Origin of the sequence: Faecalibacter rhinopitheci (genome assembly GCF_015234135.1) — a bacterium.
GTDB lineage: Bacteria > Bacteroidota > Bacteroidia > Flavobacteriales > Weeksellaceae > Empedobacter > Empedobacter rhinopitheci.
On record NZ_JADGIK010000003.1, the window covers coordinates 148,979 to 174,692 of the forward strand.

Annotated in this window: 22 protein-coding genes, 6 tRNA genes and 1 riboswitch; of the genes, 13 read left to right on the forward strand and 15 right to left on the reverse strand. The window is 32.5% G+C overall.

The window, feature by feature from the left end; genetic code table 11:
• Positions 1 to 113 precede the first annotated feature (113 nt).
• Positions 114 to 533, reverse strand: coding sequence for an acyl-CoA thioesterase (locus IM532_RS05710; RefSeq protein WP_228063671.1), 420 nt, complete (start codon positions 531 to 533; stop codon positions 114 to 116).
• A gap of 110 nt (positions 534 to 643) precedes the next feature.
• Positions 644 to 792: riboswitch (cobalamin riboswitch) on the reverse strand.
• Between the two features lie 61 nt (positions 793 to 853).
• Between IM532_RS05710 and IM532_RS05715 the strand changes: the two genes are divergently transcribed.
• Entirely contained in the window at positions 854 to 2,002 is a 1,149-nt protein-coding gene (locus IM532_RS05715) for an LOG family protein (RefSeq protein ID WP_194182497.1), read from the forward strand.
• 43 nt (positions 2,003 to 2,045) lie between these two features.
• On the opposite strand, the gene IM532_RS05720 is transcribed toward IM532_RS05715, so the two are convergent.
• The 4 genes from IM532_RS05720 to IM532_RS05735 form a co-directional block, all read right to left on the reverse strand.
• Positions 2,046 to 2,849, reverse strand: a complete 804-nt coding sequence (locus IM532_RS05720; protein ID WP_194182498.1) for a hypothetical protein — start codon at positions 2,847 to 2,849, stop codon at positions 2,046 to 2,048.
• A gap of 5 nt (positions 2,850 to 2,854) precedes the next feature.
• A complete protein-coding gene (locus tag IM532_RS05725; protein WP_194182499.1) occupies positions 2,855 to 3,655 on the reverse strand; it encodes a hypothetical protein in 801 nt (266 codons plus the stop codon).
• A 9-nt stretch (positions 3,656 to 3,664) separates the two neighbouring features.
• Entirely contained in the window at positions 3,665 to 4,516 is an 852-nt protein-coding gene (locus IM532_RS05730; protein WP_194182500.1) for a hypothetical protein, read from the reverse strand.
• Between the two features lie 232 nt (positions 4,517 to 4,748).
• Positions 4,749 to 5,354: a helix-turn-helix domain-containing protein gene (locus tag IM532_RS05735; protein WP_194182501.1), complete on the reverse strand. Its 606-nt coding sequence runs from the start codon at positions 5,352 to 5,354 to the stop codon at positions 4,749 to 4,751.
• Between the two features lie 152 nt (positions 5,355 to 5,506).
• On the opposite strand from IM532_RS05735, the gene IM532_RS05740 reads away from it, so the two are divergent.
• From IM532_RS05740 to trxA, 6 genes are all read left to right on the forward strand, one after another.
• A tRNA-Met gene (locus tag IM532_RS05740) sits at positions 5,507 to 5,579 on the forward strand.
• Between the two features lie 8 nt (positions 5,580 to 5,587).
• Positions 5,588 to 5,660, forward strand: a tRNA-Met gene (locus IM532_RS05745).
• A gap of 163 nt (positions 5,661 to 5,823) precedes the next feature.
• Positions 5,824 to 5,896: transfer RNA gene (locus IM532_RS05750), tRNA-Met, on the forward strand.
• 8 nt (positions 5,897 to 5,904) lie between these two features.
• Positions 5,905 to 5,977, forward strand: a tRNA-Met gene (locus IM532_RS05755).
• Positions 5,978 to 6,067: 90 nt separating this feature from the next.
• A complete protein-coding gene (locus IM532_RS05760) occupies positions 6,068 to 6,703 on the forward strand; it encodes a suppressor of fused domain protein (protein WP_194182502.1) in 636 nt (211 codons plus the stop codon).
• A gap of 223 nt (positions 6,704 to 6,926) precedes the next feature.
• Positions 6,927 to 7,286: a thioredoxin gene (gene trxA, locus IM532_RS05765; protein ID WP_262892206.1), complete on the forward strand. Its 360-nt coding sequence runs from the start codon at positions 6,927 to 6,929 to the stop codon at positions 7,284 to 7,286.
• Between the two features lie 50 nt (positions 7,287 to 7,336).
• Here trxA and IM532_RS05770 read toward each other — a convergent pair whose 3' ends face one another.
• On the reverse strand, positions 7,337 to 8,767 hold the full coding sequence (locus tag IM532_RS05770) for an amino acid permease (RefSeq protein ID WP_194182503.1): 1,431 nt from the start codon (positions 8,765 to 8,767) through the stop codon (positions 7,337 to 7,339).
• Between the two features lie 127 nt (positions 8,768 to 8,894).
• On the opposite strand from IM532_RS05770, the gene IM532_RS05775 reads away from it, so the two are divergent.
• The gene (locus tag IM532_RS05775) at positions 8,895 to 9,803 is read left to right on the forward strand and encodes a ketopantoate reductase family protein (RefSeq protein ID WP_194182504.1); all 909 of its coding nucleotides are present in this window, start codon (positions 8,895 to 8,897) and stop codon (positions 9,801 to 9,803) included.
• Positions 9,804 to 9,860: 57 nt separating this feature from the next.
• On the opposite strand, the gene IM532_RS05780 is transcribed toward IM532_RS05775, so the two are convergent.
• The 8 genes from IM532_RS05780 to IM532_RS05815 all read right to left on the reverse strand — a co-directional run bounded on the left by IM532_RS05780 (position 9,861) and on the right by IM532_RS05815 (position 15,718).
• Positions 9,861 to 9,935, reverse strand: a tRNA-Pro gene (locus IM532_RS05780).
• Between the two features lie 46 nt (positions 9,936 to 9,981).
• Positions 9,982 to 10,056 (reverse strand) — tRNA-Pro (locus IM532_RS05785).
• Positions 10,057 to 10,118: 62 nt separating this feature from the next.
• The gene (gene trpB / locus IM532_RS05790; protein WP_194182505.1) at positions 10,119 to 11,300 is read right to left on the reverse strand and encodes a tryptophan synthase subunit beta; all 1,182 of its coding nucleotides are present in this window, start codon (positions 11,298 to 11,300) and stop codon (positions 10,119 to 10,121) included.
• 13 nt (positions 11,301 to 11,313) lie between these two features.
• A complete protein-coding gene (locus IM532_RS05795) occupies positions 11,314 to 11,985 on the reverse strand; it encodes a phosphoribosylanthranilate isomerase (protein ID WP_194182506.1) in 672 nt (223 codons plus the stop codon).
• Complete coding sequence (gene trpC, locus IM532_RS05800) at positions 11,985 to 12,767, reverse strand: indole-3-glycerol phosphate synthase TrpC (RefSeq protein ID WP_194182507.1); 783 nt, start codon at positions 12,765 to 12,767, stop codon at positions 11,985 to 11,987. Before trpC ends, IM532_RS05795 begins: the two co-directional genes overlap by 1 nt.
• Positions 12,764 to 13,750: an anthranilate phosphoribosyltransferase gene (gene trpD / locus IM532_RS05805; RefSeq protein ID WP_194182508.1), complete on the reverse strand. Its 987-nt coding sequence runs from the start codon at positions 13,748 to 13,750 to the stop codon at positions 12,764 to 12,766. The genes trpC and trpD overlap by 4 nt, the downstream gene beginning before the upstream one ends.
• A 3-nt stretch (positions 13,751 to 13,753) precedes the next feature.
• Positions 13,754 to 14,320, reverse strand: coding sequence for an anthranilate synthase component II (locus IM532_RS05810; RefSeq protein ID WP_194182509.1), 567 nt, complete (start codon positions 14,318 to 14,320; stop codon positions 13,754 to 13,756).
• A 3-nt stretch (positions 14,321 to 14,323) separates the two neighbouring features.
• Positions 14,324 to 15,718, reverse strand: coding sequence for an anthranilate synthase component I family protein (locus tag IM532_RS05815; protein WP_194182510.1), 1,395 nt, complete (start codon positions 15,716 to 15,718; stop codon positions 14,324 to 14,326).
• Positions 15,719 to 16,054: 336 nt separating this feature from the next.
• On the opposite strand from IM532_RS05815, the gene IM532_RS05820 reads away from it, so the two are divergent.
• The 5 genes from IM532_RS05820 (at position 16,055) to IM532_RS05840 (ending at position 23,001) form a co-directional block, all read left to right on the forward strand.
• On the forward strand, positions 16,055 to 16,825 hold the full coding sequence (locus IM532_RS05820) for an enoyl-CoA hydratase/isomerase family protein (RefSeq protein WP_194182511.1): 771 nt from the start codon (positions 16,055 to 16,057) through the stop codon (positions 16,823 to 16,825).
• Positions 16,826 to 16,876: 51 nt separating this feature from the next.
• Positions 16,877 to 17,638: an SH3 domain-containing protein gene (locus IM532_RS05825; protein ID WP_228063672.1), complete on the forward strand. Its 762-nt coding sequence runs from the start codon at positions 16,877 to 16,879 to the stop codon at positions 17,636 to 17,638.
• A gap of 6 nt (positions 17,639 to 17,644) precedes the next feature.
• The gene (locus IM532_RS05830) at positions 17,645 to 18,349 is read left to right on the forward strand and encodes an SDR family oxidoreductase (RefSeq protein WP_194182512.1); all 705 of its coding nucleotides are present in this window, start codon (positions 17,645 to 17,647) and stop codon (positions 18,347 to 18,349) included.
• A gap of 121 nt (positions 18,350 to 18,470) precedes the next feature.
• A complete protein-coding gene (locus IM532_RS05835; protein ID WP_194182513.1) occupies positions 18,471 to 19,520 on the forward strand; it encodes a glycosyltransferase family 9 protein in 1,050 nt (349 codons plus the stop codon).
• Positions 19,521 to 19,623: 103 nt separating this feature from the next.
• Entirely contained in the window at positions 19,624 to 23,001 is a 3,378-nt protein-coding gene (locus IM532_RS05840; protein ID WP_194182514.1) for a hypothetical protein, read from the forward strand.
• A gap of 309 nt (positions 23,002 to 23,310) precedes the next feature.
• Here IM532_RS05840 and IM532_RS05845 read toward each other — a convergent pair whose 3' ends face one another.
• Positions 23,311 to 25,530, reverse strand: coding sequence for an NADP-dependent isocitrate dehydrogenase (locus IM532_RS05845; RefSeq protein ID WP_194182651.1), 2,220 nt, complete (start codon positions 25,528 to 25,530; stop codon positions 23,311 to 23,313).
• Between the last annotated feature and the right edge of the window lie 184 nt (positions 25,531 to 25,714).

Below are 25,714 nucleotides of genomic sequence, written 5' to 3' on the forward strand. Positions count from 1 at the left end.
TGTAGTTTGCGTTTAACTGTAAATGTATTAAACCTTTAGTAAATATTCAATTAATAATATGCATAAAAAAAACCTCTACTAGCGTAAAGGTTCTCTTTATAAAAAAATTGAATTTAGTCAATTACCGGAACAGGTCTTTTATTTTCGTTGATAGCAACTAACGTAAAAGTTCCTGAAATCGCTTTCTCACGTCCATCTCTGTACATGCTTTCAATAAAAACATCAATTTGTACATCTAAACTTGAATTTCCTACACGAGTAACTTTCCCTACGAATTCTACTAATGTTCCTGCAGGAATAGAATGTTTAAAATCGATTTTATCACTACTAACTGTTACAATTGGTTTGCGACAAAAACGAGTAGCGGTCATAAATGCAATTTCATCCATCAGATACATTACTGCACCTCCAAACATAGTTTTATGGTGATTAGTATCTCCAGGAAAAACTGCTTTAAAAACGCGAGTTTCAGATTCAATGATGCGTTGTTCAATCAGTTCCTCTCTTGTTTTAATTTCCATTTCTTTGATCATATATACACGTTATACTTTAGCTATTATATAATGTGATAATGTTTTTGTGGTGGTTTTAGAAATAAATATCATTTCTAATTTTTTTGAATTGGCTTCATTCCGCGAAAGCATTATCAATAAAACTTAAATGTGGTAACCTGACTTATCATGAAAATGAATTACAGTTGCGCGACAGTTCGTGAATTGCACACGATTCCCCAAGCATTAAGTTCGAGCATTTTGCAAAGATAAAGCAGAATACTGAATTTTTACTTGAAAATATTTCTAATTCAATATTTTAAAATATATCTAGTAAATTAGAGCCTATAACCAGCACAGGAATGAAAATAAAATTAATAAAGAATCTTATTCATAATGATAAAGAGTGGAATGATTTAGTGAATAATTCTACTGATTTAAAAAACAAAGTGATACAAGATGTTAACTTTTGCAATAAGAATGTTGAATGGGAAAAATTTACAATAAACAATACTTCTTTTTTAGGTTGTACTTTTAAACAAGATGAGGCGATAAAGCTTATTGAAAGGGGAGCATTTGTTTATCCAAAATTTAAAAATTTACCATATAATCCATATCGAGGAAGTTTATATACTTGGCAAGAATTGATGGAAGGTTATGATGCAGCAGAGGATAATAGTATTGATATTAATATCTATAAGCACTTTATAAAAAATAAATATAACCCGTCTGTTTCTGAAGCATTGGCACAACGTTTACACGATCATTCTATAGACGATGGGCTACGTCGTATACTAGAATATGATAAAGATGGAATGACTAAAAAGAAAGTTGTTGGTTTTATGGGAGGTCACTCCACTAGACGTGGTTCCCAATTTTACGTAGAAACTGCAATTGCTGCTCAGTTAGCTACTCAAAAAGGGTATTATGTAGTAACTGGGGGTGGACCTGGAATTATGGAAGCAGCGAATCTTGGAGCGTATATGGCGCATTATACGAAAGATGATTTGCTAAAAGCAATAGATATTTTAAAGAGTCTTCATTTTCATAATATAGAAGAGCCTGATTATTTGGCTGAAAATTTTATGCAACGTTCCTTAGAAGTTTTAGATAAATATCCTAATGGATCGGAGAGTTTAGCTATTCCTACATGGTTCTATGGTCATGAACCTTCAAACTTATTTGCAAAACATATAGCGAAATACTTTTCAAATAGTATTCGGGAAGATATATTACTAACGATTAGTTTATATGGCTTAGTTTTCGCTCCAGGAAGTGCAGGAACAACACAAGAAATTTTTCAGGAAGCAGCTCAAAATCATTATGGAACTTCCGGATATTATAGTCCGATGGTTTTTTTAGGTAAAAAGAGATATGTCGAAGATACTTCTATCTATTCTGTTGTACATCAATTAGCACAAGGAAGAGTGTATAAAGATTTGTTATTCTTAACAGATAGCGCAGAATCATCAATTGATTTTATTGAAAATAATCCACCGATACGTGTATAATAAAAAAAGCGAACAATTTAGTTCGCTTTTTTATTATCTCTTTTTAAGGTGTCTGATATTGTTCTACAATAAATGTAGATTTAATATTAGCGGGAGTTAATAAATTTCTAGTTTCTGCATCTGAATTAGATTCATTTGTGGACGTTACAGACCTACCAATTCTTAATACTGGTCCATTAACATTTCTACCTCTACACGCAACAGCAATGTCATATGACTGTCCAACTTCAAAAGGTTGATTATTACTATCTTTATTTATCAATCCTGATACAGTTAAAGTTTTAAAAGCGTTATTAGGTCCTATTAAAACTTCAGGTCTAATAACCTTTAATTTGTACCCTGTAGTACTATTTGGGTTTTGAGTAGGCGTTTTTCTTACGAAAAATCCACAGGCAAAACTAACACCACTACTTGGGCTAGAATATTTAGAAGCTAATGTTTGAAATTGTGCACTAATACTATTATTAGGCATATCAAATACAAATGAAGTTTTTAAACCTTCAATAATTTTCCAATTCGAATTAAAATCTGAATTTTCAGAGTCATTTGTCGTTACAGAAATATTTGATATAAGTAATCCAGAAGTTGATTCCATAATCATTTTATCTTTAATCATAACAGACCCACTAAAATCAACAGGTTGAGGTAAGTGATCCCATCCAGGATATCCGTTGCTTAAAATTTTATAATATGTATTCTCAGTCCCAGCAGGATTTGGTGATATTAATTCACCTTTAATTAGCATGCTTTCAACATCTAGCATTGCTTGAGGTTCTTCTACTCCAATACCAACTTGTCCATACAATTTAGGAAGGATTAAAAGTGATAATATATATAGATATTTCATAGTGTTTAATTTAGAGGTTCAAATACATTAATTTTTAAAAAGGAACGAGAATTAAATGTCCAAGCATTTGATGTATCAACACCCCCACCAATAACTAATGTTCCTGAATATGATCCAAAATTACTTCTACGTTTACATGCAACTTGTATTTTATAAGTTTTCATAGGGTCAAAATTGAAATTCCCTTCGGACTTAATTTCAGTAGAAACTGAAAAATTAAAGAAGGCATTTTCGGCATGGCCTCTTTCTGCAGTAAATACCCTTACTCCTTTGAGTTGATAAGTACTATATGATGTAGGACTTGTTGATTCAGCCATAAAAATTCCACAAGCAAAATTGGTCCCTGTTCCATTCCCTGTACCACTTATTTGTGCTAAACTTTCAAAAGTGACAAAAACTTTTGATGTTGGATTAGATACATTAAAAGTTAAATCTTGAGAATTATCCAAAATGATTTTCCATCCACTTATTGACTCATTATAAGTATAAACTTCATCACCATTTGATTGATTATTATTTATAGTTAATGAACTAAAATTGTTTAATGATTTTGAAAATAAAAGAAAGTTTAAATTAGGAATGGATGTATTATCGATTGGAATCACTTTCCAAGAAGGATCAGCTGAAGGGCCATTAGAACTGTATATCATTCCAGGTAAAGCACTCTCTAAATTAATTTCTTCTGCTTTCACTTTTCCTTGTACAGTAAGTGAATAGGCTGGATCGGGATCATTTGTTCCAAATCCAACTTGGGCATATGTATTTGCAGTCAATAAACTGATAAGTATATAGATAAATTTTTTCATGGAATAGGTTTATAATTGATATAAGATATCTAATTTTACTAAAGGACGATCTGTAAATTGAGATAGATTATTATGATTAGGTTGGCCAATGCGTAATTCAAGATTAGTTACTGATTGTTTCATTTTCTTGCATGCTGCAAAAAAGTTATATTCTCCAATCGGAAAATTTTTAATGGTATATAAAAGATTGAAATTCGTATGCTGCATAGTTTGATTTGTAAGCCAATTGATTTGGCCAACACGATAAGCTCTTAATTTAGCTGTGTTATCATTTGCCCCATTTGCTTTAGAAAATAATCCGCAAGCATATTGTGCATTACTTAAATTTGCAATCGAAGATGAAGTTGTATTTCGAAGCTGTACACCAGTTTCAATATGAATATTGATATTATTGCTGCTTTTTAAAATATTGAAGTTTTTAACATTTCCATTTTCTTTAAAGTCAGCAATTTTTTTCCACCCATTACTAAATGATTCAGCTGTAATATCAGCATTTACATAAGAGTTTGTATCACTTGATGTAAAAATTGCACCTGTAGTATTGGTAGTAGTGAATGTATTTTCTATATAATACATTCCTTCTTCTAGCAAGGATACAGGAGTATTTACCCATTGAGGTTTTAATTGATTGTCAACATTTTTCATTTGTAAGACTTGGCCATTAGCACCATTTTCCATTCCATAATCTGGGTCAGAGGTGGTTTTGAATTTTCCTCTTACGTTTAATTCACCATCAACGTGAAGTGTATATCCAGGATCTGGTCTAAAATTCGGATTTGCTGAAATTCCTACTTGAGAAGAAACTGTATGAAATAAGAAAATAGCAGATATAGCTAATGCTTTTTGACAAAAGTTAATCATAAATTTTATAGTTTAGTTTAGTTAGTTTTTTTTGTGTCCTAATGTGTATGCTAATTTATATAAATTAGTATCTGATACAATTTATTTACATACTCATTTTCATGAAAATGAGTATGTTATGTATTCTGGAATAATCGTTTAATAGCATGTAAAATAGCATATTAACTATTATTCCTTGTTAATATAATATAATTTAATTCTATATAACGGTTAGGGTATTTTTACCGAAATTTTAAAGGTTTATTTCATTATAATGAATAGGATTATTTTCTTTTAAACTAGAAATATATGCAGAAGGTGATTCCCCAATTATTAATTTAAAAAAATGTGTAAACTTACTATGCGAAGAAAAACCTGCTTCATCTGCCATTACACTTATTTTATAATTAATATATTTAGGATCATATTGTATTTTATTTACAATATATTGTACTCTTAATAAATTGATGTAGTTATTAAAATCTCTATTACTATGTAATTTAATTACATAGGATAAATATTTTGTATTTGTATTTAAAACAGTAGCTAATTTTGTAAGCGTTAAATCCTTTTCACGATACAGCTCAGAACTTTCAAATTTAATAAGTTTCTTAATTAATTCTTGTTTAGTTGTTTCAGAAATTCCAATTGAAGGCGTAGGAGAAAGTGTTTCATCTTTTAAAGGATATGGCTCAGATGTTTTAGATTGATTTTTTTTGCTATTTAAGTAAAATATACATAGTATTATAGCAATACAAATGATTAATATAGTATTAAATATACTAAGCCATTCAAATCTCATAGCCTGAGAAATATATATCATATTACTCAGATTACACAATAGGAAATGTGTATTCATAAAAGTTTAAGTTTGTTAAGTTAGGAATGTAAAAGTATTTAAATATGATAGTGTATCAAATACCTAAATAAGGGTATTTTACAGTTATTATTAAAATAAAAGAAAATAAATTTTGTAAATTAAAAATAGTCCTTATATTTGCAATCCAATATCGCGAGATGGAGCAGTAGGTAGCTCGTCGGGCTCATAACCCGAAGGTCACAGGTTCGAGTCCTGTTCTCGCTACTAAATATCGCGAGGTGGAGCAGTAGGTAGCTCGTCGGGCTCATAACCCGAAGGTCATCGGTTCGAGTCCGGTCCTCGCTACATAGGCAAAAGAGTTTCTTTTTAATTAAAGAAGCTCTTTTTTTTTTGCGATATACTTTCCACTAGATCAATATATTAAAGAAATATTTTTGGCTTATTTAAATATATTTAGTAAAAAGTAGTGTTTATTTGATATATCTACCTTAACTTTGTCGTACAATATCGCGAGATGGAGCAGTAGGTAGCTCGTCGGGCTCATAACCCGAAGGTCACAGGTTCGAGTCCTGTTCTCGCTACTAAATATCGCGAGGTGGAGCAGTAGGTAGCTCGTCGGGCTCATAACCCGAAGGTCATCGGTTCGAGTCCGGTCCTCGCTACATAGGCAAAAGAGTTTCTTTTTAATTAAAGAAACTCTTTTTTTTTGCGATATATTCTGAAAATAAATTCAATAGAAGTACTTTTGTAGTATGAATTTAGAAGAGTACAAAAGTCAATATAAAAAAGATCAAGCAGTTGGTGCTTTATCTATAGAAAATCGTTTAAAAGAGGTTTATTCTAATTTAGAGGCTCGTTTTTATTCACCTCAAGTAATGTCTTTTCAAGGAGGAGACGACCCTATAGATGGAGTAGCAGTCTATGATAATGATGGTTATAAGCATCTAATTTCTTATGGAATGTCTCATTTATATTATAATGAAAGTGCAGTCGGTGAAGAATATAGTAAATGGGGTTTTGAATTCACATTTAGAGTCAAGCCAGTGGCAGAAGATAATGGTGAGGATCCTTTTTGGGTAATTCAATTAATGAATAACTTAGGAAGATTCGTTAACGATACAAAAGTTTGGTTTAATGAATATCAATTTTTACCATTAGGTGGTGCAATCCGAACTGATAGTGAAACAGATATTGTAGGATTGGCTTTTGTAAAAGATGCAGATTTAGATGAAATTGAAACTCCACACGGAAAAGTTATTTTTTTACAAATGGTTGGTTTAAATTCAGCTCAATTAAAAAGGTTAGAAAATAACTCTTCACAAGAAGAAGTTATGGCAGTGTTAGATGAAATTAGAGTAGATAATCCTAAATTTGTTTGTGAATTATAGATATGTAAATATTTATAAAACAAATAGTTAATATATTTATAATTATTAATCTACAAGTGTTAGATTCCTGGTTTTGGTCTTTAATTTGATGTATTAAAAATGTTATAGCTCAGCAATGAGTTAATAATTTTTTCATAGGTTTAGGTTGGTAATTAAGTGGAAACTTAATTGAAGCACTCATTATGAGTGCTTTTTTGTATTATATTAGTATGAAATAGAATCCATGAATTTTTTTAAAAATCTGTTTATTAAAAAAGATAATCCTAACATACAAAAACACGAAACAATGACATTTGAAGAGATTATAGCATCAGAAAAACCTGTTTTAATTGATTTTTTTGCTACTTGGTGCGGGCCTTGCCAAATGATGGCGCCTATTTTACAACAAGTAAAGCAAGAACTAGGAGAGGAAGTTAAAATTCTAAAAGTAGATGTAGATAAATACCAATCATTGGCACAGCGATATCAAGTACAAGGTGTGCCTACATTTGCTATATTTAAAAAAGGAGAATTGCTTTGGAAGCAAAGTGGTGCTCGTCCAAAAGAAGAATTAGTAAAAATTATTTCACAATATATTGATTAATATTATTAAAAAAGCCATCTCCCTTAAGATGGCTTTTTTTAATATTTAATTTATTGATTTGCTTTATTTCTTTTTACTAATTGGTAGGCAATAAATAAAAATAGTAGCCAAGCAGGTATTAATTCCACAGAAATTTTTAGACCAGTAAACCACATAATTACTAATATTCCTAATAAGAATATTAAACAAATATAATTACTTATTGGATACATAAATGAAGGAAATAAAGTAGAGATTCCTTCTATACTTTTTTGTTTTCTATATTTTATATGAGTGTATGAGATCATAATCCAGTTAATAACTAAACTAGAAACAACTAATGACATTAGCACATGAAATGCATCTTCTGGAATGATTTTGTTGATTAAAATACAAATAGCAGCAAATACAGATGAAACTAAAATAGCCATTACTGGAACACTATTTTTATTTAATTTCTTTAAGAATTTTGGCGCATTTCCCTGATCAGCTAGTCCAAATAACATTCTTGAATTACTGTATACCGAACTATTATAAACAGATAATGCTGCAGTTAATACAATAATATTTAATGCATTTGCAATTATTCTTGAAAACGCAATATCTTGTCCGAATAAGTTAATATTTAAACTTTTTAAATTATCAAATACGGTAACAAATGGACTACTTTCCACTGTGATCGTCTCCCAAGGTGATAATGAAAACAGAATAACTAAAGCTCCAACATAGAAAATTAAAATTCTATAAATTACTTGATTTGTAGCCTGCGGAATAGTTTTCTCTGGGTTTTTGGCTTCAGCTGCTGTTATCCCAATTAATTCTAATCCTCCAAAAGAAAACATGATTAAGGCCATTGCAGCAAATAATCCAGAAAATCCATTTTCTGCGGTTCCGCTCAACCATCCTTTCGGGAAAAATCCACCATTATTCCATAAATTTTCCACGGTTGCTTGTTCACCTCCTGTTCCACTTATTAATAAATAACCTCCAAATAAAATCATAGCTATAATCGCTACCACTTTAATAATAGAGAACCAAAATTCGGCTTCACCAAATAATTTAACAGATCCTAAGTTTAAGGCATTAATAATCACAAAAAAGAAGAGGCTGGATGCCCACAATGGAATTTCAGGCCACCAAAACTGCACGTATATACCGATTGCAGTTAGTTCGGACATACTTACTAAAACATATAAAATCCAATAGTTCCAACCAGAAGCAAAACCAGCAAATGAACCCCAATATTTATAGGCAAAGTGACTAAAACTTCCCGATACGGGTTCGTTTACAACCATTTCTCCTAATTGACGCATAATAAAAAATGCGATGATTCCGGCAATTGCATATCCTAAGATTACAGATGGTCCTGCTAAAACTGCTGCAGGTCCAATCCCAAGAAATAGCCCTGTTCCGATAGCTCCACCCAAAGCAATTAATTGGATGTGTCTATTCGTCAAACCGCGCTGAAGTTCCTTGTTTTCAGTTTTTTCTTTCTGACTCACTTTTGTTTATTTATTTGTTAAAGATATGTAAAAAAATATTTTAGAAAAGGTTGAGGAAGAGATTGACTGATAATAATTAATCATATCTAAATTTTCATTTATATTTATTACCAAATTCACAATATAAATGAAAATTAATTCGATCTACTTCCTTGGGCTTGGTGCTTTAGGAGCAAAGTATGCTGCCAGTTTAGTTGACTATAATGAAAATTTAGTTAAAGTCATCGTTAATGAAGAACGTAAAATACGTTATGAAACTGAAGCGATATGTGTTAATGGGAAAAAATACGATTTTGAATATGTTACTTCAATCCAAAATAATCAGTTTCCAGATTTAATTTTTTTAGTTGTAAAAAGTAATCAATTAAATGATGCTATTAATGATTTAAAACCTTTTGTTGGAGAAAACACGATGATTGTAAGTTTAATGAATGGCATTACATCAGAACGTATATTGGCTGAAACATTTGGCTGGAATCGTGTGGTGAATGCAGTTGCTTATATGGATGCGGTAAAGCAAGGGAATCATGTGACGTATGGAAGTATAGGTCGAATTATTTTTGGTCATGTTGAGAATAAAAGCCAAGATATTTTAAATGAATTGCATCAATTATTGAATGATGCCGAGATTCCAAATGAATTAACACTTGAAATTGAAAGAGCACAATGGGCGAAGTATATTGTAAATGTTGTGGGAAATCAGTTAACTTATTTGTTGGAATTTCCCTACGGACAATTCCGTACGAATGAATATTTAAATCATCTGGTGGATTTAATCGGAAAGGAAGTGATAACTGTAGCAAATGCCTACGGTGTGTCGATTGGTCAACCTGAAATAGACAAATTAAAAAAGACGATGAAAATTGTAGATGAGAATGGAAAAACATCGATGTTACAAGATCGTGAAGCAAAACGTTATTCGGAAGTAGATGAATTTTCAGGAGAAATCATTCGTTTAGGTAAACAATATGAAATTGAAACTCCTTATAATGAATTGATTTATAATATGGTGAAAGCGATTGAGAAAACCTATTAGTCAAAATAGAATATAAAGAAAAAGCCTCTTCAAATTGAAGAGGCTTTTTTGTTTTCGTCGGGGTGGCAGGATTCGAACCTGCGACCTCCTGCTCCCAAAGCAGGCGCGATGACCGGGCTACGCTACACCCCGATTAAGGTGTAATTTTTTCGATAATCAAATTTCAGGTAAAAAATTGTCGGGGTGGCAGGATTCGAACCTGCGACCTCCTGCTCCCAAAGCAGGCGCGATGACCGGGCTACGCTACACCCCGATATATCTGATTATCGAGGTGCAAATGTAGGATTATTTTTTAATTATCACCAAATATTTTAATTAATATTTTTCAGAAAATTTCATATATGTTTCTAAATCTTTATCTCCACGACCCGAAAGATTCAGAACCACAATGTCTTGCGATTTAAAATCGATTTTTTCTAAAGCCGCTAAAGCGTGTGAAGATTCTAAGGCTGGAATGATTCCTTCTTCTCTTGTCAGTAAAAATGCGGCGCGTAATGCTTCATCATCCGTTGCATTTAAAAACGTTCCACGTCCTGTTTTGAATAAATGAGCGTGTAATGGTCCAACACCAGGATAATCTAATCCCGCAGAAATCGAATACGGTTCTACAATTTGTCCGTCTTCATCTTGCATCAACATCGTTTTACTTCCGTGGATAATACCTTCTGTTCCTTTTTGCATAGTCGCAGCCGTTTCTCCAGAATCAACCCCTAATCCAGCCGCTTCAACGGCAATTAATTTTACTTCTTCATCGTTTAAGAAATGATAAAATGCGCCAGCTGCATTACTTCCTCCACCCACACAAGCAATCACATAATCCGGTGTTTCTTTTCCGTATTTTTCTAATAATTGTTTACGAATCTCTTCCGAAATAATCGCTTGAAATTCAGCAACAATCGCAGGATAAGGATGAGGTCCAACCACAGAACCAATTAAGTAATACGTCTCAGGGTTATTGATCCAGTAACGAATCGCCTCGTTTGTGGCATCTTTTAAAGTTTTACTTCCTGAAGTGGCTGCTACAACAGTTGCCCCTAACATTTGCATACGCGCTACATTTGGTGCTTGACGTGCAATATCAATTTCGCCCATAAAAACAGTACATTCTAAACCTAATAAGGCACAGATGGTTGCCGTTGCAACACCGTGTTGACCGGCTCCAGTTTCCGCTAAAATTTTTGTTTTTCCCATTCGTTTTGCCAACAAAGCTTGTCCAATGGTATTGTTAACTTTGTGTGCACCTGTATGGTTTAAGTCTTCACGTTTTAATAAAATGTTTGCCCCATATCGTTCCGATAATTTTGGTGCATAATATAATGGACTTGGTCGACCCACATAATCTTTTAATAAACCACGAAATTCACTTTGGAATTCTTCCGTGTAAAAGTATTGGTCAAAAGCTTCTTTTAATTCTTGACAGTTATGATGTAATAATTCAGGGATAAATGCTCCTCCAAAATCACCATAAAATCCGTTTTCGTCTACTGAATATTTCATTTTGTTTGTTCTCTTAATTTTGTTCAATTCGACCATCAATCGTGTCGATAAATTGTTTTACTTTTTCAATGTTTTTGATTCCGGGTTCAATTTCAAAACCACTGTTGATATCAAAACCGATGCATTGGGAATGTTGGAAATTTTTCAAGACCAACGCGTCTTCTAATTGAATTCCACCACTTAATAAAAAGGGTGTTGATAACTGATAGGTTTTCAAAAGTTGCCAATCAAACTTCTGACCAGTTCCGCCGTATTGATTTGATTTGGTGTCAAATACAAAACTATCAACAACTTGTTGATAACCTCTTAATTCTTCAAAATCTGTATCTTCATGGATACCGACAGCTTTCCAAATTTTAAAATCCAAAAACTGTTCAGAAGTTAATAATTGTTGATGTTTGGCTTCGATTAATTCTTGACAATATGCTGGCGTTTCGTCTCCGTGTAATTGCACCACATCTAATTCGAATTTTTGTGCTTTTTGAATAATAGTTTCAATGGATTCATTCACAAAAACACCTACACGTTCAGCATTTGGAAAAATGTCGAAAATGGTTTCATCTTTTACAAATCGTGGAGATTTTGGATAAAAGATAAATCCCACATAATCGGGTTCGATTTCGGTTAAGGCTTTAAAGTTTTCAACCGAATTATTGCCACATACTTTTACTTGAAATCTTTTCATTACAATTGATTCACAAATTCTTGAAAGGCTTTCCCTGGATTTTCGTTTTTCATAAAGTTTTCACCAATTAAAAACGATTGAAATCCTGCAGCTTTTAAATCTTTGACCACTTCTGGATCAGAAATTCCACTTTCCGCGACTTTAATCAAATCCTCGGGTAATTGCTTTAATATCTGTTTCGATTTCTCCGTATCCACTTCAAAAGTTTTTAAATTTCTGTTGTTGATTCCGATTAAATCGATGTATTCATTGACTTTTTCCAATTGATCTTCCGAATGAATTTCCAACAAAACTTCTAATCCGATTTCTTTCGCCAATTTGGCTAAATCGTGCACTTCATCTTTCGTTAAACATTCGGCAATCAATAACATCAAATCGGCTCCAATTGCTTTCGTTTCGTATACTTGGTAGGCATCCACAATAAAATCTTTACGAAGCACAGGAATCGATAAAACTTCATTCGCTTGTTGTAAATCTTTAATGCTTCCGCCAAAGAAATTTTCATCCGTTAAAACCGAAACGACAGAAGCACCAAATTGTTCATAACCTAAAACAACATCTTCCACTTTAGCATTTTCGTTAATAAAACCTTTCGATGGCGATTTACGTTTAAATTCCGCAATAATTCCCGTTTTGGATTCATCTAAAACTGAAGCTTTCGCCGAACGAACCGGATTTAAAAAGTGAATACTTTGTTTTAAATACTCAATGGATTGAACTTGTTTTTTTTGTTGAACTTCGATTCGTTTTTGTTCAACGATTTGGTTTAATATATTTTTCATCGGTTGGTTAGTTTTTGAAAGATTTCGAATGCTTTTTTTGATGCTAAACTTTCGTTTGCAATCGCAACACATTCTTTCAAATCTTTGGTTGGATGAATCGTTTTTAATCCTAAAGCCGAATTGGCTAACACCACTTCCTTCTGTGCTTTGGTGCTTTCATTCTGTAATACGGACAAGAAAATTTTTGCGTTTTCGTCTACCGTTTTTCCTCCTGCGATTTGATCGGCTTGAATCGTTTCTAATCCAAAATCCTCACTTTGGTACAAAAATTCACCTTGATTCGTATACACTTTTGTTGGTGACGTTAATGAGATTTCATCGTATCCAGCTAAGGCTGTTGAAATCGCATAGTTATTACCCGAATTTTGCATCACATAATGGTACAAACGAGCGGTTTTCACATCAAATGTTCCTAAGTTTTGAAAATCGGGTTGTACCGGATTCACTAAAGGTCCCATTAAATTAAAGAACGTTTTTACCCCTAATTCACGTCTTAAATTCGCGACTTTTTTCAATGCGGGATGAAATAAAGGTGCGTGTAAAAAGGTTAATCCAACTTCCTCATATTCTTGGTTTAATTTCGCTTCCTCCGAAGAAAATTGATACCCAAATTGCTCCAACATATTCGAAGAACCACTCACCGATGAAGCACCATAATTTCCTTGTTTAATCACTTTTTCGCCTGTTCCGGCAATCACAAAAGCACTTAATGTCGAAATATTGAATGTATCTTTTCCATCTCCACCGGTTCCAACAATATCTAATGCTTGTTTTGGTAAATTTACTTTTAAACATAAATCCAATAAAGCTCTACGATAACCTTTTAATTCGTCCAACGTAATATTACGCATATTGAAAACCGTTAAAAACGAAGCCAACTCGATATCCGAATACTTGGATTCAGAGATATCCACCATAATTTGGTAGGCTTCATCTTCGTTTAACGTATAGTTTTCAAACAATTGATTCAATAACTTTTTCATCGCTTAAGCTTTTAACCAGTTTTCAATCATTTGTTCACCTTCTGGCGTTAATATTGATTCCGGATGAAACTGAACTCCACGCACATCATATGTTTTATGTCTTAATGCCATGACTTCACCTTTAGGTCCTTTCGCTGTAATTTCTAAAGTATCAGGAAAGTTTTCATTTGAAACGACCCAAGAATGGTAACGACCAACTTGTAAGTGAGACGGCATATTTTGGAATAAAATTTCGTCCGAATGAACCACTTTAATTTCCGATTGTACGCCGTGAAAAACTTCTTGCGTATTCAATAATGTTCCTCCAAAAACTTCACCAATTGCTTGTTGCCCTAAACAAATTCCGAAAATGGATTTGGTCGGCGCATATTTCTCAATAATTGGTTTTAATAAATTCGCCTCGTCCGGAATTCCAGGGCCTGGAGAAAGTAAGATTTTATCATATTGTTCGACGTCTTCCAATGCAATTTCATCGTTGCGAAAAACATCAATATTATCCGTGAATTTGCGTAGTGCGTGAACGATATTATAAGTAAACGAATCGTAATTATCTAAAACTAAAATTTTCATAGATTAAATGTTTTCTGCTAATTGAATGGCTTTGCGTAAAGCGCCTAATTTGTGATTAACTTCTTGTAACTCGTTTTCTTCAATAGATTTGGAAACGACTCCAGCACCCGCTTGGAAATACAATGTATTTTGTTTACTGACGAATGTTCGAATCGCAATAGCCATATTAATATCTCCATTAAATCCTAAATACCCAATCGCTCCACCGTAAATTCCACGGTTTTGATTTTCGTATTGATCCAATAATTCCATTGCCTTAAATTTTGGAGCGCCTGATAACGTTCCAGCCGGAAAAGAATCGGCGAAAACTTTCATTGTATTGATAGAAGGTTCGATGTCGGCAATCACTTTCGAAACCATATGAATCACGTGAGAAAACACTTGGATTTCTTTGTAAGATTCTACGGTAACCGCTTTCGAATTTCGACTTAAATCATTTCGAGCCAAATCAACTAACATCACGTGTTCTTCGTTTTCTTTTGGATCTTTGATTAACTGATCGGTTAATTGTTTATCCAAATCTGGTGAACCGGTACGACGAACCGTTCCAGCAATCGGGTGAATTTGTGCTTGATTATCGCGAACAATCAATTGGGCTTCAGGCGAAGATCCTAAGATTTTATAATTTCCATAATCGAAATAAAATAGGTAGGGAGAGGGATTGATGGAACGTAAAACGCGATAAACATTGAACTCGTCACCGGAGAACTTTTGCTTGAATTGTCTTGATGGTACAATCTGGAAAACATCACCTCTGAAACACGATTGCTTACATTGGCTCACGATGTTTTTAAATTCTTCGTCCGTCAAGTTGGATTCGATTTCACTTTCGATTTGGAATGGATATTCCACAAAAGTTTTGTTTCGAATGATATCTTTAATTTCCTCAAAACGAGATTCAGTTTGATTATTTTGGAATTCCAAATACTGAATTTCATTATGGAAATGATTGAAAACAATAATGTTTTGATAGAATGAATAACGAACTTCTGGAATCGTCGCTTCATTTCCTTCATTCTTAAATTTTACCGTTTCGAAATACGGAATGGCATCCCAACCAATGTATCCAAATAAACCATTAACGATTAAATCTTCTTCCGTTTCAATTTTAAATTGAGTAGCAAAATTCTTGATGACTTCTGCTAATTCTTGCCCTTGTAACGGATAATTTTTTGTTTCACCATTCGCATAAGATTCAGTTACAATTCCTTTATTTATCTCAATTGTCGCAATGGGATTCAGACAAATAAAAGAGTTGGCATCTGATTTCGAATGGTAATCCGAACTTTCTAAAAGCAATGCATTTGGAAATATATCACGCAATTTTAAGTACATCTGTACCGGAGTAGTTAGATCTCCTAAGCGTTTTTCAGATTGTGTTTTGAAAGTTAGATTCATTGATTTTTGATATTTTAAATAGGGATATTTTTTAAATTTTGGGTACAAAAAAAGGCTTGTCGGTTCCGACAAGCCTTTTCTACATATAACTACATAGCGCTATTACGAACCAACGTTTTGCTGTTCGAATTTCCACCACCAGTTATTTGTAAATAATGTTTTCATTGGGACAAATGTATAAAGGATTTTATTTTCTGCAAATATTTTTGGGTTAAATTTTTAAAAATGAATTTAGATTTAGTTTTAAATAGAAAATTCATAAAAGTAAATAATTCATAAAAATCTATTATTTTTAGAATCGAAATTGAATTGATTCTAATCACAAAAAAATATACCATGTCTTACGAGAATTTAATAGTAGAAATAGAAAATAGAATTGCAGTAGTTACTTTAAATCGTCCACAAGCTTTAAATGCGTTAAACAAAGGATTATTAGATGATTTATCTGCATTTTTTGATGAAGCCAAAACAAACGATGATATCCGTGTAGTGATCTTAACTGGAGCTGGAGAAAAATCATTTGTTGCTGGAGCTGATATCAAAGAATTTGCAAGCTTTAATGCAGAAGAAGGGCAACAATTGGCAGGAAAAGGGCAAGAGCGAGTTTTCAATAAAGTAGAGAATTTTTCGAAGCCAGTTATTGCTGCAGTCAATGGATTTGCTTTAGGAGGTGGATTAGAATTAGCCATGGCAGCGCATTTCCGTATTGCTTCAACAAATGCAAAATTAGGGTTACCAGAAGTGACGTTAGGATTAATCCCTGGATATGGAGGAACACAACGTTTGCCAAAATTAATCGGAAAAGGTAGAGCGATGCAAGCCATTATGACAGCGGATATGTTTACAGCTGAAAAGGCAGAACAAATTGGCTTAGTGAATGAAGTGGTGGAACAAGTTGATTTATTGAATCGTGCAAAAGAAATAGCTGGTAAAATCACGAGAAATTCTTCGATTGCAATTGCTCAGGCCATCAATGCCATCAATGCATCGGATAAAGAAAATGGATTTGCAATCGAAATAGAGAGTTTTGGTAACCTTTTTGAAGAAGAAGACTTCAAGGAAGGAACGACAGCCTTTGTCGAAAAACGAAAACCAAATTTTAAATAAAATTAGTTTTAAAAGGCTCCTTTATGGGAGCTTTTTATTTTTAAAACAAAAATGAAGAATAAACTTTTAATGTTATTATTGTCGATTGGATCATTAGCATCGGCACAAGGAATTTATCATGTAAATTCAGTAGATGGTTTAACAGTAAGAACTAGTATTAGTGGGAAAAAAATTGGTAAAATTCCGTATGGTTATCAAGTAAAAGTTTTAGAAAAATCAGATCCCTTAGTCATTAAAGACGATGGCAAATCGATTAGTGGGAATTGGGTGAAAATTGATGGCAAATCGACGCAAATTATCATAGATCCAAGCTTTGATGAAAGTTATGACCCACAAGGTGTGTATGTTTTTGATGGATATTTAACGAATCAAAAAGATTTTATTAAACAAGCTGAAAATAAAATTGCCAAACATCCAGCATTAAAAGATTATTATTTAGCGACATCATATAAAGTATTCGCAATCAAAGGAGATTTCTTTGCTGATGGTATAGAAGATGATGTCTTCCGATTAATTTCGCCGGATGGTAATGTGCGCATTATGGCGATTAATAATAAAAAAGTAGGAAGTGATATTTATGGTTTAGGTGGACCGAAAGATCCATTTGGAATTGCAGATTATCATTTCGATTATTTTTATAAAGTGCCAAAAAATACACCATTTTGGGCAGATGGAAATGGAACGAAATTAATGAACCAAGTCTCTAAAAATGATATTAAAACATTTACGTATGATGCTTTGTACTTAAATGATTTAAAAAATAATGGAGGATACATTTATCGTTATGGGAAAAAGTGGAATATTTTAAAATAAAAAATAATGCAAACATTAGAAAATAAAGTAGCATACATTACAGGAGGAACAAAAGGAATTGGTTTGGGTATTGCGAAAGCTTTAGTAGAAAATGGAGTTAAGGTGGCTATTTCAGGACGAAATATCACAGATGCTGAGAAGGCAAAGCAAGCTTTAGGAAATCAAAATGTTTTGGCTTTACAATCCGACGTTCGTAATTACGAGGATGAGGTGAAAGCTATGGAAGCCATTGTAGCTGAATTCGGTCAATTGGATATTGTAATTGCAAATGCAGGTTTAGGAAAATTTGCACCAATAGATCAATTATCATTAGAAGATTGGAATGCGATGATTGATACCAATTTAACGGGTGTTTTTCATACCATGAAAGCGACTGTTGAGCAATTAAAAGCAAATAAAGGTTATTATATTTCTATTGCTTCATTAGCAGGTACTAACTTCTTCCCTCAAGGATCTGGATACAATGCTTCTAAGTTTGGAGTAGTTGGATTTACACAAGCAGCGATGTTAGATTTAAGAAATTATGACATTAAGTGTACAACGATTATGCCTGGATCTGTAACTTCTCATTTCAATGATCATCAGCCAAATGAAAATGATGGATGGAAAATTCAACCAGAAGATTTAGGACAAATGGTGGTGGATTTATTGAAAATGAATCCAAATGTTTTACCAAGTAAAATTGAAGTTCGACCAACGAAAACGAAATAATTTTAAATAAGCTCATTTTGAGCTTATTTTTTTTAGGGACAGTATATAAGATTTCTGATTAAATTCCGTTACACTTGCAAGATATTTCAATAAAAAAATAAATTAGATCTATAGAATACCAATGAGCTTTAAAAGTATTATTAATCATTACCGTCGTACGATAATGAAAGCCCTTACAGGAAACATCGGAAAAGGTGTTTTAATTAAAAAAGGGAAAATAGATTCTAATTTAAATATTAATCGAGTATTAATTTGTCGACCTAATCAGCGTTTGGGAAATACTTTACTAATTACTCCATTGGTACAAGAAATTATTAAAGAAAACCCAAATGTGGTGATTGATATTTTTGTAAAAGGACGCGTTGCACCTATTATATTTCAGAATTATCCACAGGTAGATCAAATCATTGAATTGCCGAAAAAACCATTTAAAGAATTAATTAACTACATAAATGTTTGGTTTAAAATTCGAAATAATAAATACGATTTAGCTATTAATGTCCATCAAGAATCTTCTTCGGGTCGTATATCTACAATTGTATCAAAATCAAAATATAAGCTTTTTGGAGATGAGTTTTTACAAGATGATTCTTCATCTGAACAAATACATTTGGCTAAAATACCAGTTTATCAATTTCGTCAATTTTTAGAAACTGTAAAAGGAAAAAAAGATGATTCTGATTATCCGATTATGAATCTAAACTTGTCTCAAAAAGAAATTGAAGATGGTAAAAATAAGCTTAATGCCATCATTGAAAATCCTACTAAAAAGACTTTAGCATTTTTTACGTACGCGACAGGTGATAAATGTTATGTAGCAAATTGGTGGACAAATTTTTACAACGATTTTTATTCAAAATATGCGACTGAATATAATTTAGTAGAAATTTTACCGGTTGAAGATATCTCAATGTTAGATCGAAAGTTACCAACATTTTACAGTAAAGATGTACGAGAAATTGCTGCTTTTATGAACAATTGTGAGTTATTAGTAGCAGCAGACTCAGGCATGATGCATTTAGGTGTTGCAGCTCCTACAAAAACAATAGGATTATTTAAGTCAGGGCACTTTAACAAGTATAAACCATATGGCAAAGGAAATACAATGGTGCTAGTTGAAGATAATAACCATTTGCCAGTTATCGAGGCATTAGACAAAATATTGAAATAATCTAATTACATTAAAACTAAACTTATAGAAGAGAATTTTACTTAATTTGTAGTAAAAATTACGTTTGTTCAGACAATATTACTTTTTTATTTTATGCCTATTTATGTTTGCAATTTTGCAAGCACAAGAACATAGTTGGCAAAATCCAAATCACAGAGTAGAAAATATTGAAGCAAATGACACTATTCGCCTTAAGAATTCAGGAGTTTTAGGTGAAAAAATTCAAATATTTGATCAAAATAATCAACTGATTTCTCCTTCTAACTATACAATCAATTATTATAGAAACGAAATATATCTTGATTCTATTTACAATGGAAAACCTATTAAAATTACTTATTTCGTAAATCCACAACTTACAAAATCAATTATTTATAAAAGAGATTCTTCATTAATTGTTACAAATGATAAAGAAATTGATGAATTTCACCGCATTGATCCATTGAATAAAACACAACGATTTGATGTTTTTAAAGGGTTAGAAAGTAAAGGTTCATTAATACGTGGAATACGTTTTGGGAACAATCAAAGTGGATCTGTTCAATCTTCACTAGATTTAGAATTAAGTGGAAATTTATCGGATGATCTTACGATTAAAGCTGCTATTTCAGATAATAATGTACCTATCGAGACTGATGGATATACGCAAAAATTGCAAGATTTTGATAAAGTATATGTGGAGATTGCAAATAAGAATTCTAAAGTAAGAGCCGGACATATAGATATTAATCAAACAGAAGATTTTTATAATCGGTTTTCACAAAAAGTTACTGGTTTACAATTGTCTACTCGATTAGAAAATGAAAATTCAACAACTGATATATTTGCAACAGGAAGTGTAACACGAGGAGAGTTTAAAGAAATTGATTTTATTGGTAAAGATGGAAATCAAGGACCTTACCGTCTTACTGGACAAAATAATGAGTTATATGTTATTGTACTTTCAGGTTCAGAAAAAGTTTTTATTGATGGGGTACAACTGACTCGTGGTGAAACTAATGATTATGTAATTAATTACAATACTGGTGAAATTACATTTACAACCAATCGTTTAATTACTTCCAATACGCGTATTCATGTAGAATATCTGTACAATAGTCGTAATTATTCTCAATTATTTATATACGGTGGAATTCAACATCAACGAGATCGTTTTAAAATTGCAGGACATTTTTATTCCCAAACTGATTCCAAAAATAACGCATTAGGATCTGAGTTATCAAATGAAGAAAAACAAATCTTAGCTGATGCTGGAAATGATAAATCTAAAATGTATGGTGTTTCTGCCATCTTATCGGAATTTGATTCTAATAAAATTTTATATAAAAAATCTTTTCTAGGAGATTATCAATTGTTTGAATATTCAGCTAATCCTGATGATGAATTGTATCAAGTTACTTTTACTTACATGGGTGCAAACAAAGGAAATTATCGTTCGATAAACGTTACGCAAAATGGTAAAGTATATGAATTTATAGAACCAATTGCTGGGATTCCGCAAGGAGATTATGAACCAATAAAGCAATTAGTTGCGCCTAAAAAGATACAAGTTTATACTTTGAATGGGAAATATGATTTTAAATCTGGTGGATTTATTCAATTTGATGGAGGAATTAGTAATCACGATACCAATTTGTTTTCTCCTCTCGATGATGAAGAAAATATAGGGTTGGCTGGTAGAGTGATGGCTCAAAAAGATTTTAAATATAAAAAATGGCGTTTAACTCCCACAGCAGAATTAGAATTTTTAAATCAAAATTATTATACAGTTGAAGGTATCAGAAATGTTGAGTTTGCACGTGATTTTAATATTAGTCAAGAATTTTTAGGTCTTCGACAACTCTTTGCAAAAGCTGGTCTAGAGACTGATTGGAATAATAAATTAAAAACAACTTACCGTTTTTCTTACTTAGATTTTAAAGATTATTATAAAGGTTTTAAAAATGAAATTACCTCTAACTTTATAACTGATAAAGACGAATGGTCTGCCCAAGTTAATCACCTAAATACTCAAGCTACAGACCAAGATTCAAAATATCTTCGATTTAATACAGAAGGAAAGAGAAAAATAGCTAAAGAAATTTATATCGGGACACGCTTTTATGGAGAAAATAATGAATTAAATATTCACGAAAATCAACTTAAATCTCCCTTAAGTTTTAAATTTAATGAGTTCCAAATAAAGGGTGGATGGGCAGATTCTATTGGAAGAAAGATAGATGTTACTTTATATACGAGAAAAGACGATTCTATTCGATTGAATAATTGGGTTCATATGCAAAATAGCAAAGGAATTATTTTTAATTCGCAATTAATACAAAAAGCTGATCATCAATTAACATTCAATTTTCATTATCGTAAAGTAAATTACGAATATGAAAATTCACCCAATGAGTCTTTTATGGTTGGAAATGTAAAATGGTATAAAGCTTTTTTCCATCAAGGTTTAACCGTTAATATGGATTATGGTTTAGGAAGTGGAGTAGAACCTCAACGAGAATTTCAGTATGTGAAAGTAGCCGATGGAATGGGGATCTATAAATGGACCGATTATAATGGTGATGGAATTGAACAATTGGATGAATTTGAAATTGCTGAATTTGTAGATCAAGCAAATTATATTCGTGTCTATACAAATACAATTGAGTATTTAAAAACAAATAAAAACGAATTTAATTTCTCGATGCGCATTCGTCCTCAACAGATTTTTCAATCGAAGAATAAGTTTTTAGGACGTTGGTCATTTCAACAAGTAATTGCTGCTACAAATTCATTGCGTAAAGAAAATGATGCATTAGAGTGGAATCCATTCACAAATTCAGCGTCAATTTTAGGTAAAACTAGAAATATCAGATCGATTGTATATTTTAATCAAGGAGCGAATTATAAATGGTTAGCAACTTATACTTTTAATCAACAAGCGAATCAGACCTATGTATATACAGGAGCTGAAGCCAGAGATATGCAAACTAATACATTATTAGTTCGCTATAATTTGAATGAAAGTCTTTATGTACAAAACGAAACAGAAGTATCAAAAATTAAGACAAATTCAGATTTATTTGCATCTCGTCGTTATCAACTAGAAAACTATAAATTATATCCTAAAGTTACTTACCAATACGGAAAAAGTCTACATACATCTTTGTTTTATGCTTATCAACATAAACGAAATAAAATAGGAATTGAAGAATTAAATCAATCAGAATTAGGTGCTGAAATTCAATGGACTGAGGTTTCTAAAATGAGTTTATTAGGAAGTTATTCTTTTGTAAAAAATGCTTTTATAGGAAATGGAGAATCTGTTGTAGGAAACCAAATGATGGATGGTTTACGTGCCGGAAATAATATGGTTTGGCAATTACAAGTGCAGCGACAAATCAACTCCTTCTTACAACTGAATATTTCGTACGACGGTCGTAAAACTGAAGAGAATAAAGCGATTCATACGGGAAGTGTGCAATTACAAGCAAGGTTTTAATCGAATGATGAATTTTAGTCCAAGCTGAATTCATTTCAGCTTCTCATTTGATAAGATCCTGAAATGAATTCAGGATGAAGAAATAGAGCTGTTATTCCGAGCTTGTCGAGGAATCTAATATTTATTCAATTCCAAAGTCATGTTGAACCTGTTTCAACATCTCATTTCTTATATCATTAAATGTGATTCTGATGATGAGTTCAGTATATTTATAAAGTGTCATACTAATATTAATAAAGTAATAATTATAAAACATAAAAAAACCTCGCTCATTGAGCGAGGTTTTATATTTAGAATCTAATTTAAAAATTAGATTGCATCTACGATTGCATTTAAAGTTGCAGAAGGACGCATTGCAGCAGAAGTTGCAGTATAATCTGGTTGGTAGTAACCTTTGATTTCTTGTGCAGTTCCTTGAGCACCGATTAATTCAGCTACGATTGCTTCTTCTTGAGCAGTCATTGCTTCAGCAACTGGAGCAAATTTAGCAGCGATTTCAGCATCTTTAGTTTGAGCAGCTAACGCTTGAGCCCAGTACATTGCTAAATAGAAGTGAGATCCACGGTTATCGATAGTTCCTAATTTACGTCCTGGTGATTTGTCAGTATCTAAGAATTTATCGTTAGCTTCATCTAAAGCATCCGCTAAAACTTGAGCTTTTGCGTTTCCTTGTGTTTGAGATACATGCTCTAAAGAAGCTTGTAATGCTAAGAATTCACCTAATGAATCCCAACGTAAGTAACCTTCTTCTTTGAATTGCTCGATGTGTTTTGGAGCAGATCCTCCCGCACCAGTTTCGAATAAACCACCTCCGTTCATTAATGGAACGATAGATAACATTTTCGCAGAAGTACCAACTTCTAAGATTGGGAATAAATCTGTTAAGTAGTCACGTAATACGTTACCTGTAACAGAAATAGTATCTAAACCTTGACGGATTCTTTCTAATGAGAATTTAGTTGCATCAACTGGGTTCATGATACGGATATCTAAACCTGTTGTATCAAATTCTGGTAAGTATTTGTTTACTTTAGCAATCATTTCTCTATCGTGAGCACGATTTTCATCTAACCAGAAAATAGCTGGAGTAGAAGATAAACGAGCGCGAGTAACAGCTAATTTAACCCAGTCTTTGATTGGAGCGTCTTTTGCTTGACACATACGGAAGATATCTCCAGTCTCAACAGCTTGTTCCATGATTACATTTCCTTCAGCATCTACCACGCGGATTGCTCCTTCAGTTTCAGCTTGGAAAGTTTTATCGTGAGAACCGTATTCTTCAGCTTTTTGAGCCATTAAACCAACGTTAGGAACAGATCCCATAGTTGTTGGGTCTAATGCACCGTTTGCTTTACAATCTTCGATTGTAGCTTGGTAAACACCAGCGTAGTTACGGTCTGGGATAATAGCGAAAGTATCTTGTTGGTTACCTTCAGCATTCCACATTTGTCCTGAAGTACGAATCATTGCTGGCATAGAAGCATCAACGATTACGTCAGATGGAACGTGTAAGTTAGTAATTCCTTTGTCAGAATTAACCATTGCAATTGCAGGTCCGTTAGCAATAGCAGCATCGATAGCAGCTTTTACTTCAGCTTCTTGAGCGTGACCAGCAATTTTGTTGTATAATTCACCTAAACCATTGTTAGGATTAACACCTAATTCAGCAAATAAATCAGCGAATTGACTAAATACGTCTTCGAAGTATACTGAAACGACAGCTCCAAAAATAATTGGATCTGAAACTTTCATCATTGTTGCTTTTAAGTGAGCAGATAATAATACTCCAGCTTCTTTAGCTTCTTCTTTTGTTTGTTTAACGAAAGCTTTTAAAGCAGCTAAGTTCATTACTGATGTATCAATAACTTCACCTGCTTTTAAAGGAGATAATCCTTTTAATTCTTTCACAGATCCGTCTTTACCAACGAATTCGATTTTGAATTGAGAATCATTTTCAACAGTAACTGATTGTTCAGTTCCGTAGAAATCTCCAGCTTCCATATGAGCAACTTTCGTTTTAGAATCTGCTGACCATGCTCCCATTGAGTGTGGGTGTTTTTTAGCATAATTCTTAACGGCTTTAGGTGCACGACGGTCAGAGTTACCTTCACGTAAAACTGGGTTAACCGCAGAACCTAAAATTTTAGCATATTTAGCTTTGATTGCTTTATCCTCTTCTGTTGCAGCATCAGCTGGGTAGTTAGGAACAGCAAATCCATGTGCTTGTAATTCAGCAATAGCAGCAGCTAATTGAGGAATAGAAGCAGAAATATTTGGTAATTTAATGATGTTTGCTTCTGGAGTTTTTGCTAAATCTCCTAATTCAGCTAAAGCATCACCAATTTTTTGGTCGTCTTTTAAAAACTCTGGAAAGTTTGCTAAAATTCTTCCTGCTAAAGAGATATCACGAGTTTCCATCTCGATATCTGCTGTAGCTGTAAAAGCTTTAACAATTGGTAATAAAGAATAAGTTGCCAACATTGGCGCCTCATCTGTAAGAGTGTAAATAATTTTTGACTTTGACATTATTTTTAATTTTTGAGACTTCAGGTGAAGTCAATTAAAATATTACTTTTCAATTTTAAATTGTGCTTAATGAATAAGCACAGCAAATATACAATTTTTAATGTTTTTTAGCAGCGCGTAACAACTTGTTTTCCTTGATTTTTAGCATAATTTTCACAGTTGATTTTGAACTATTCAAGTTGATAAT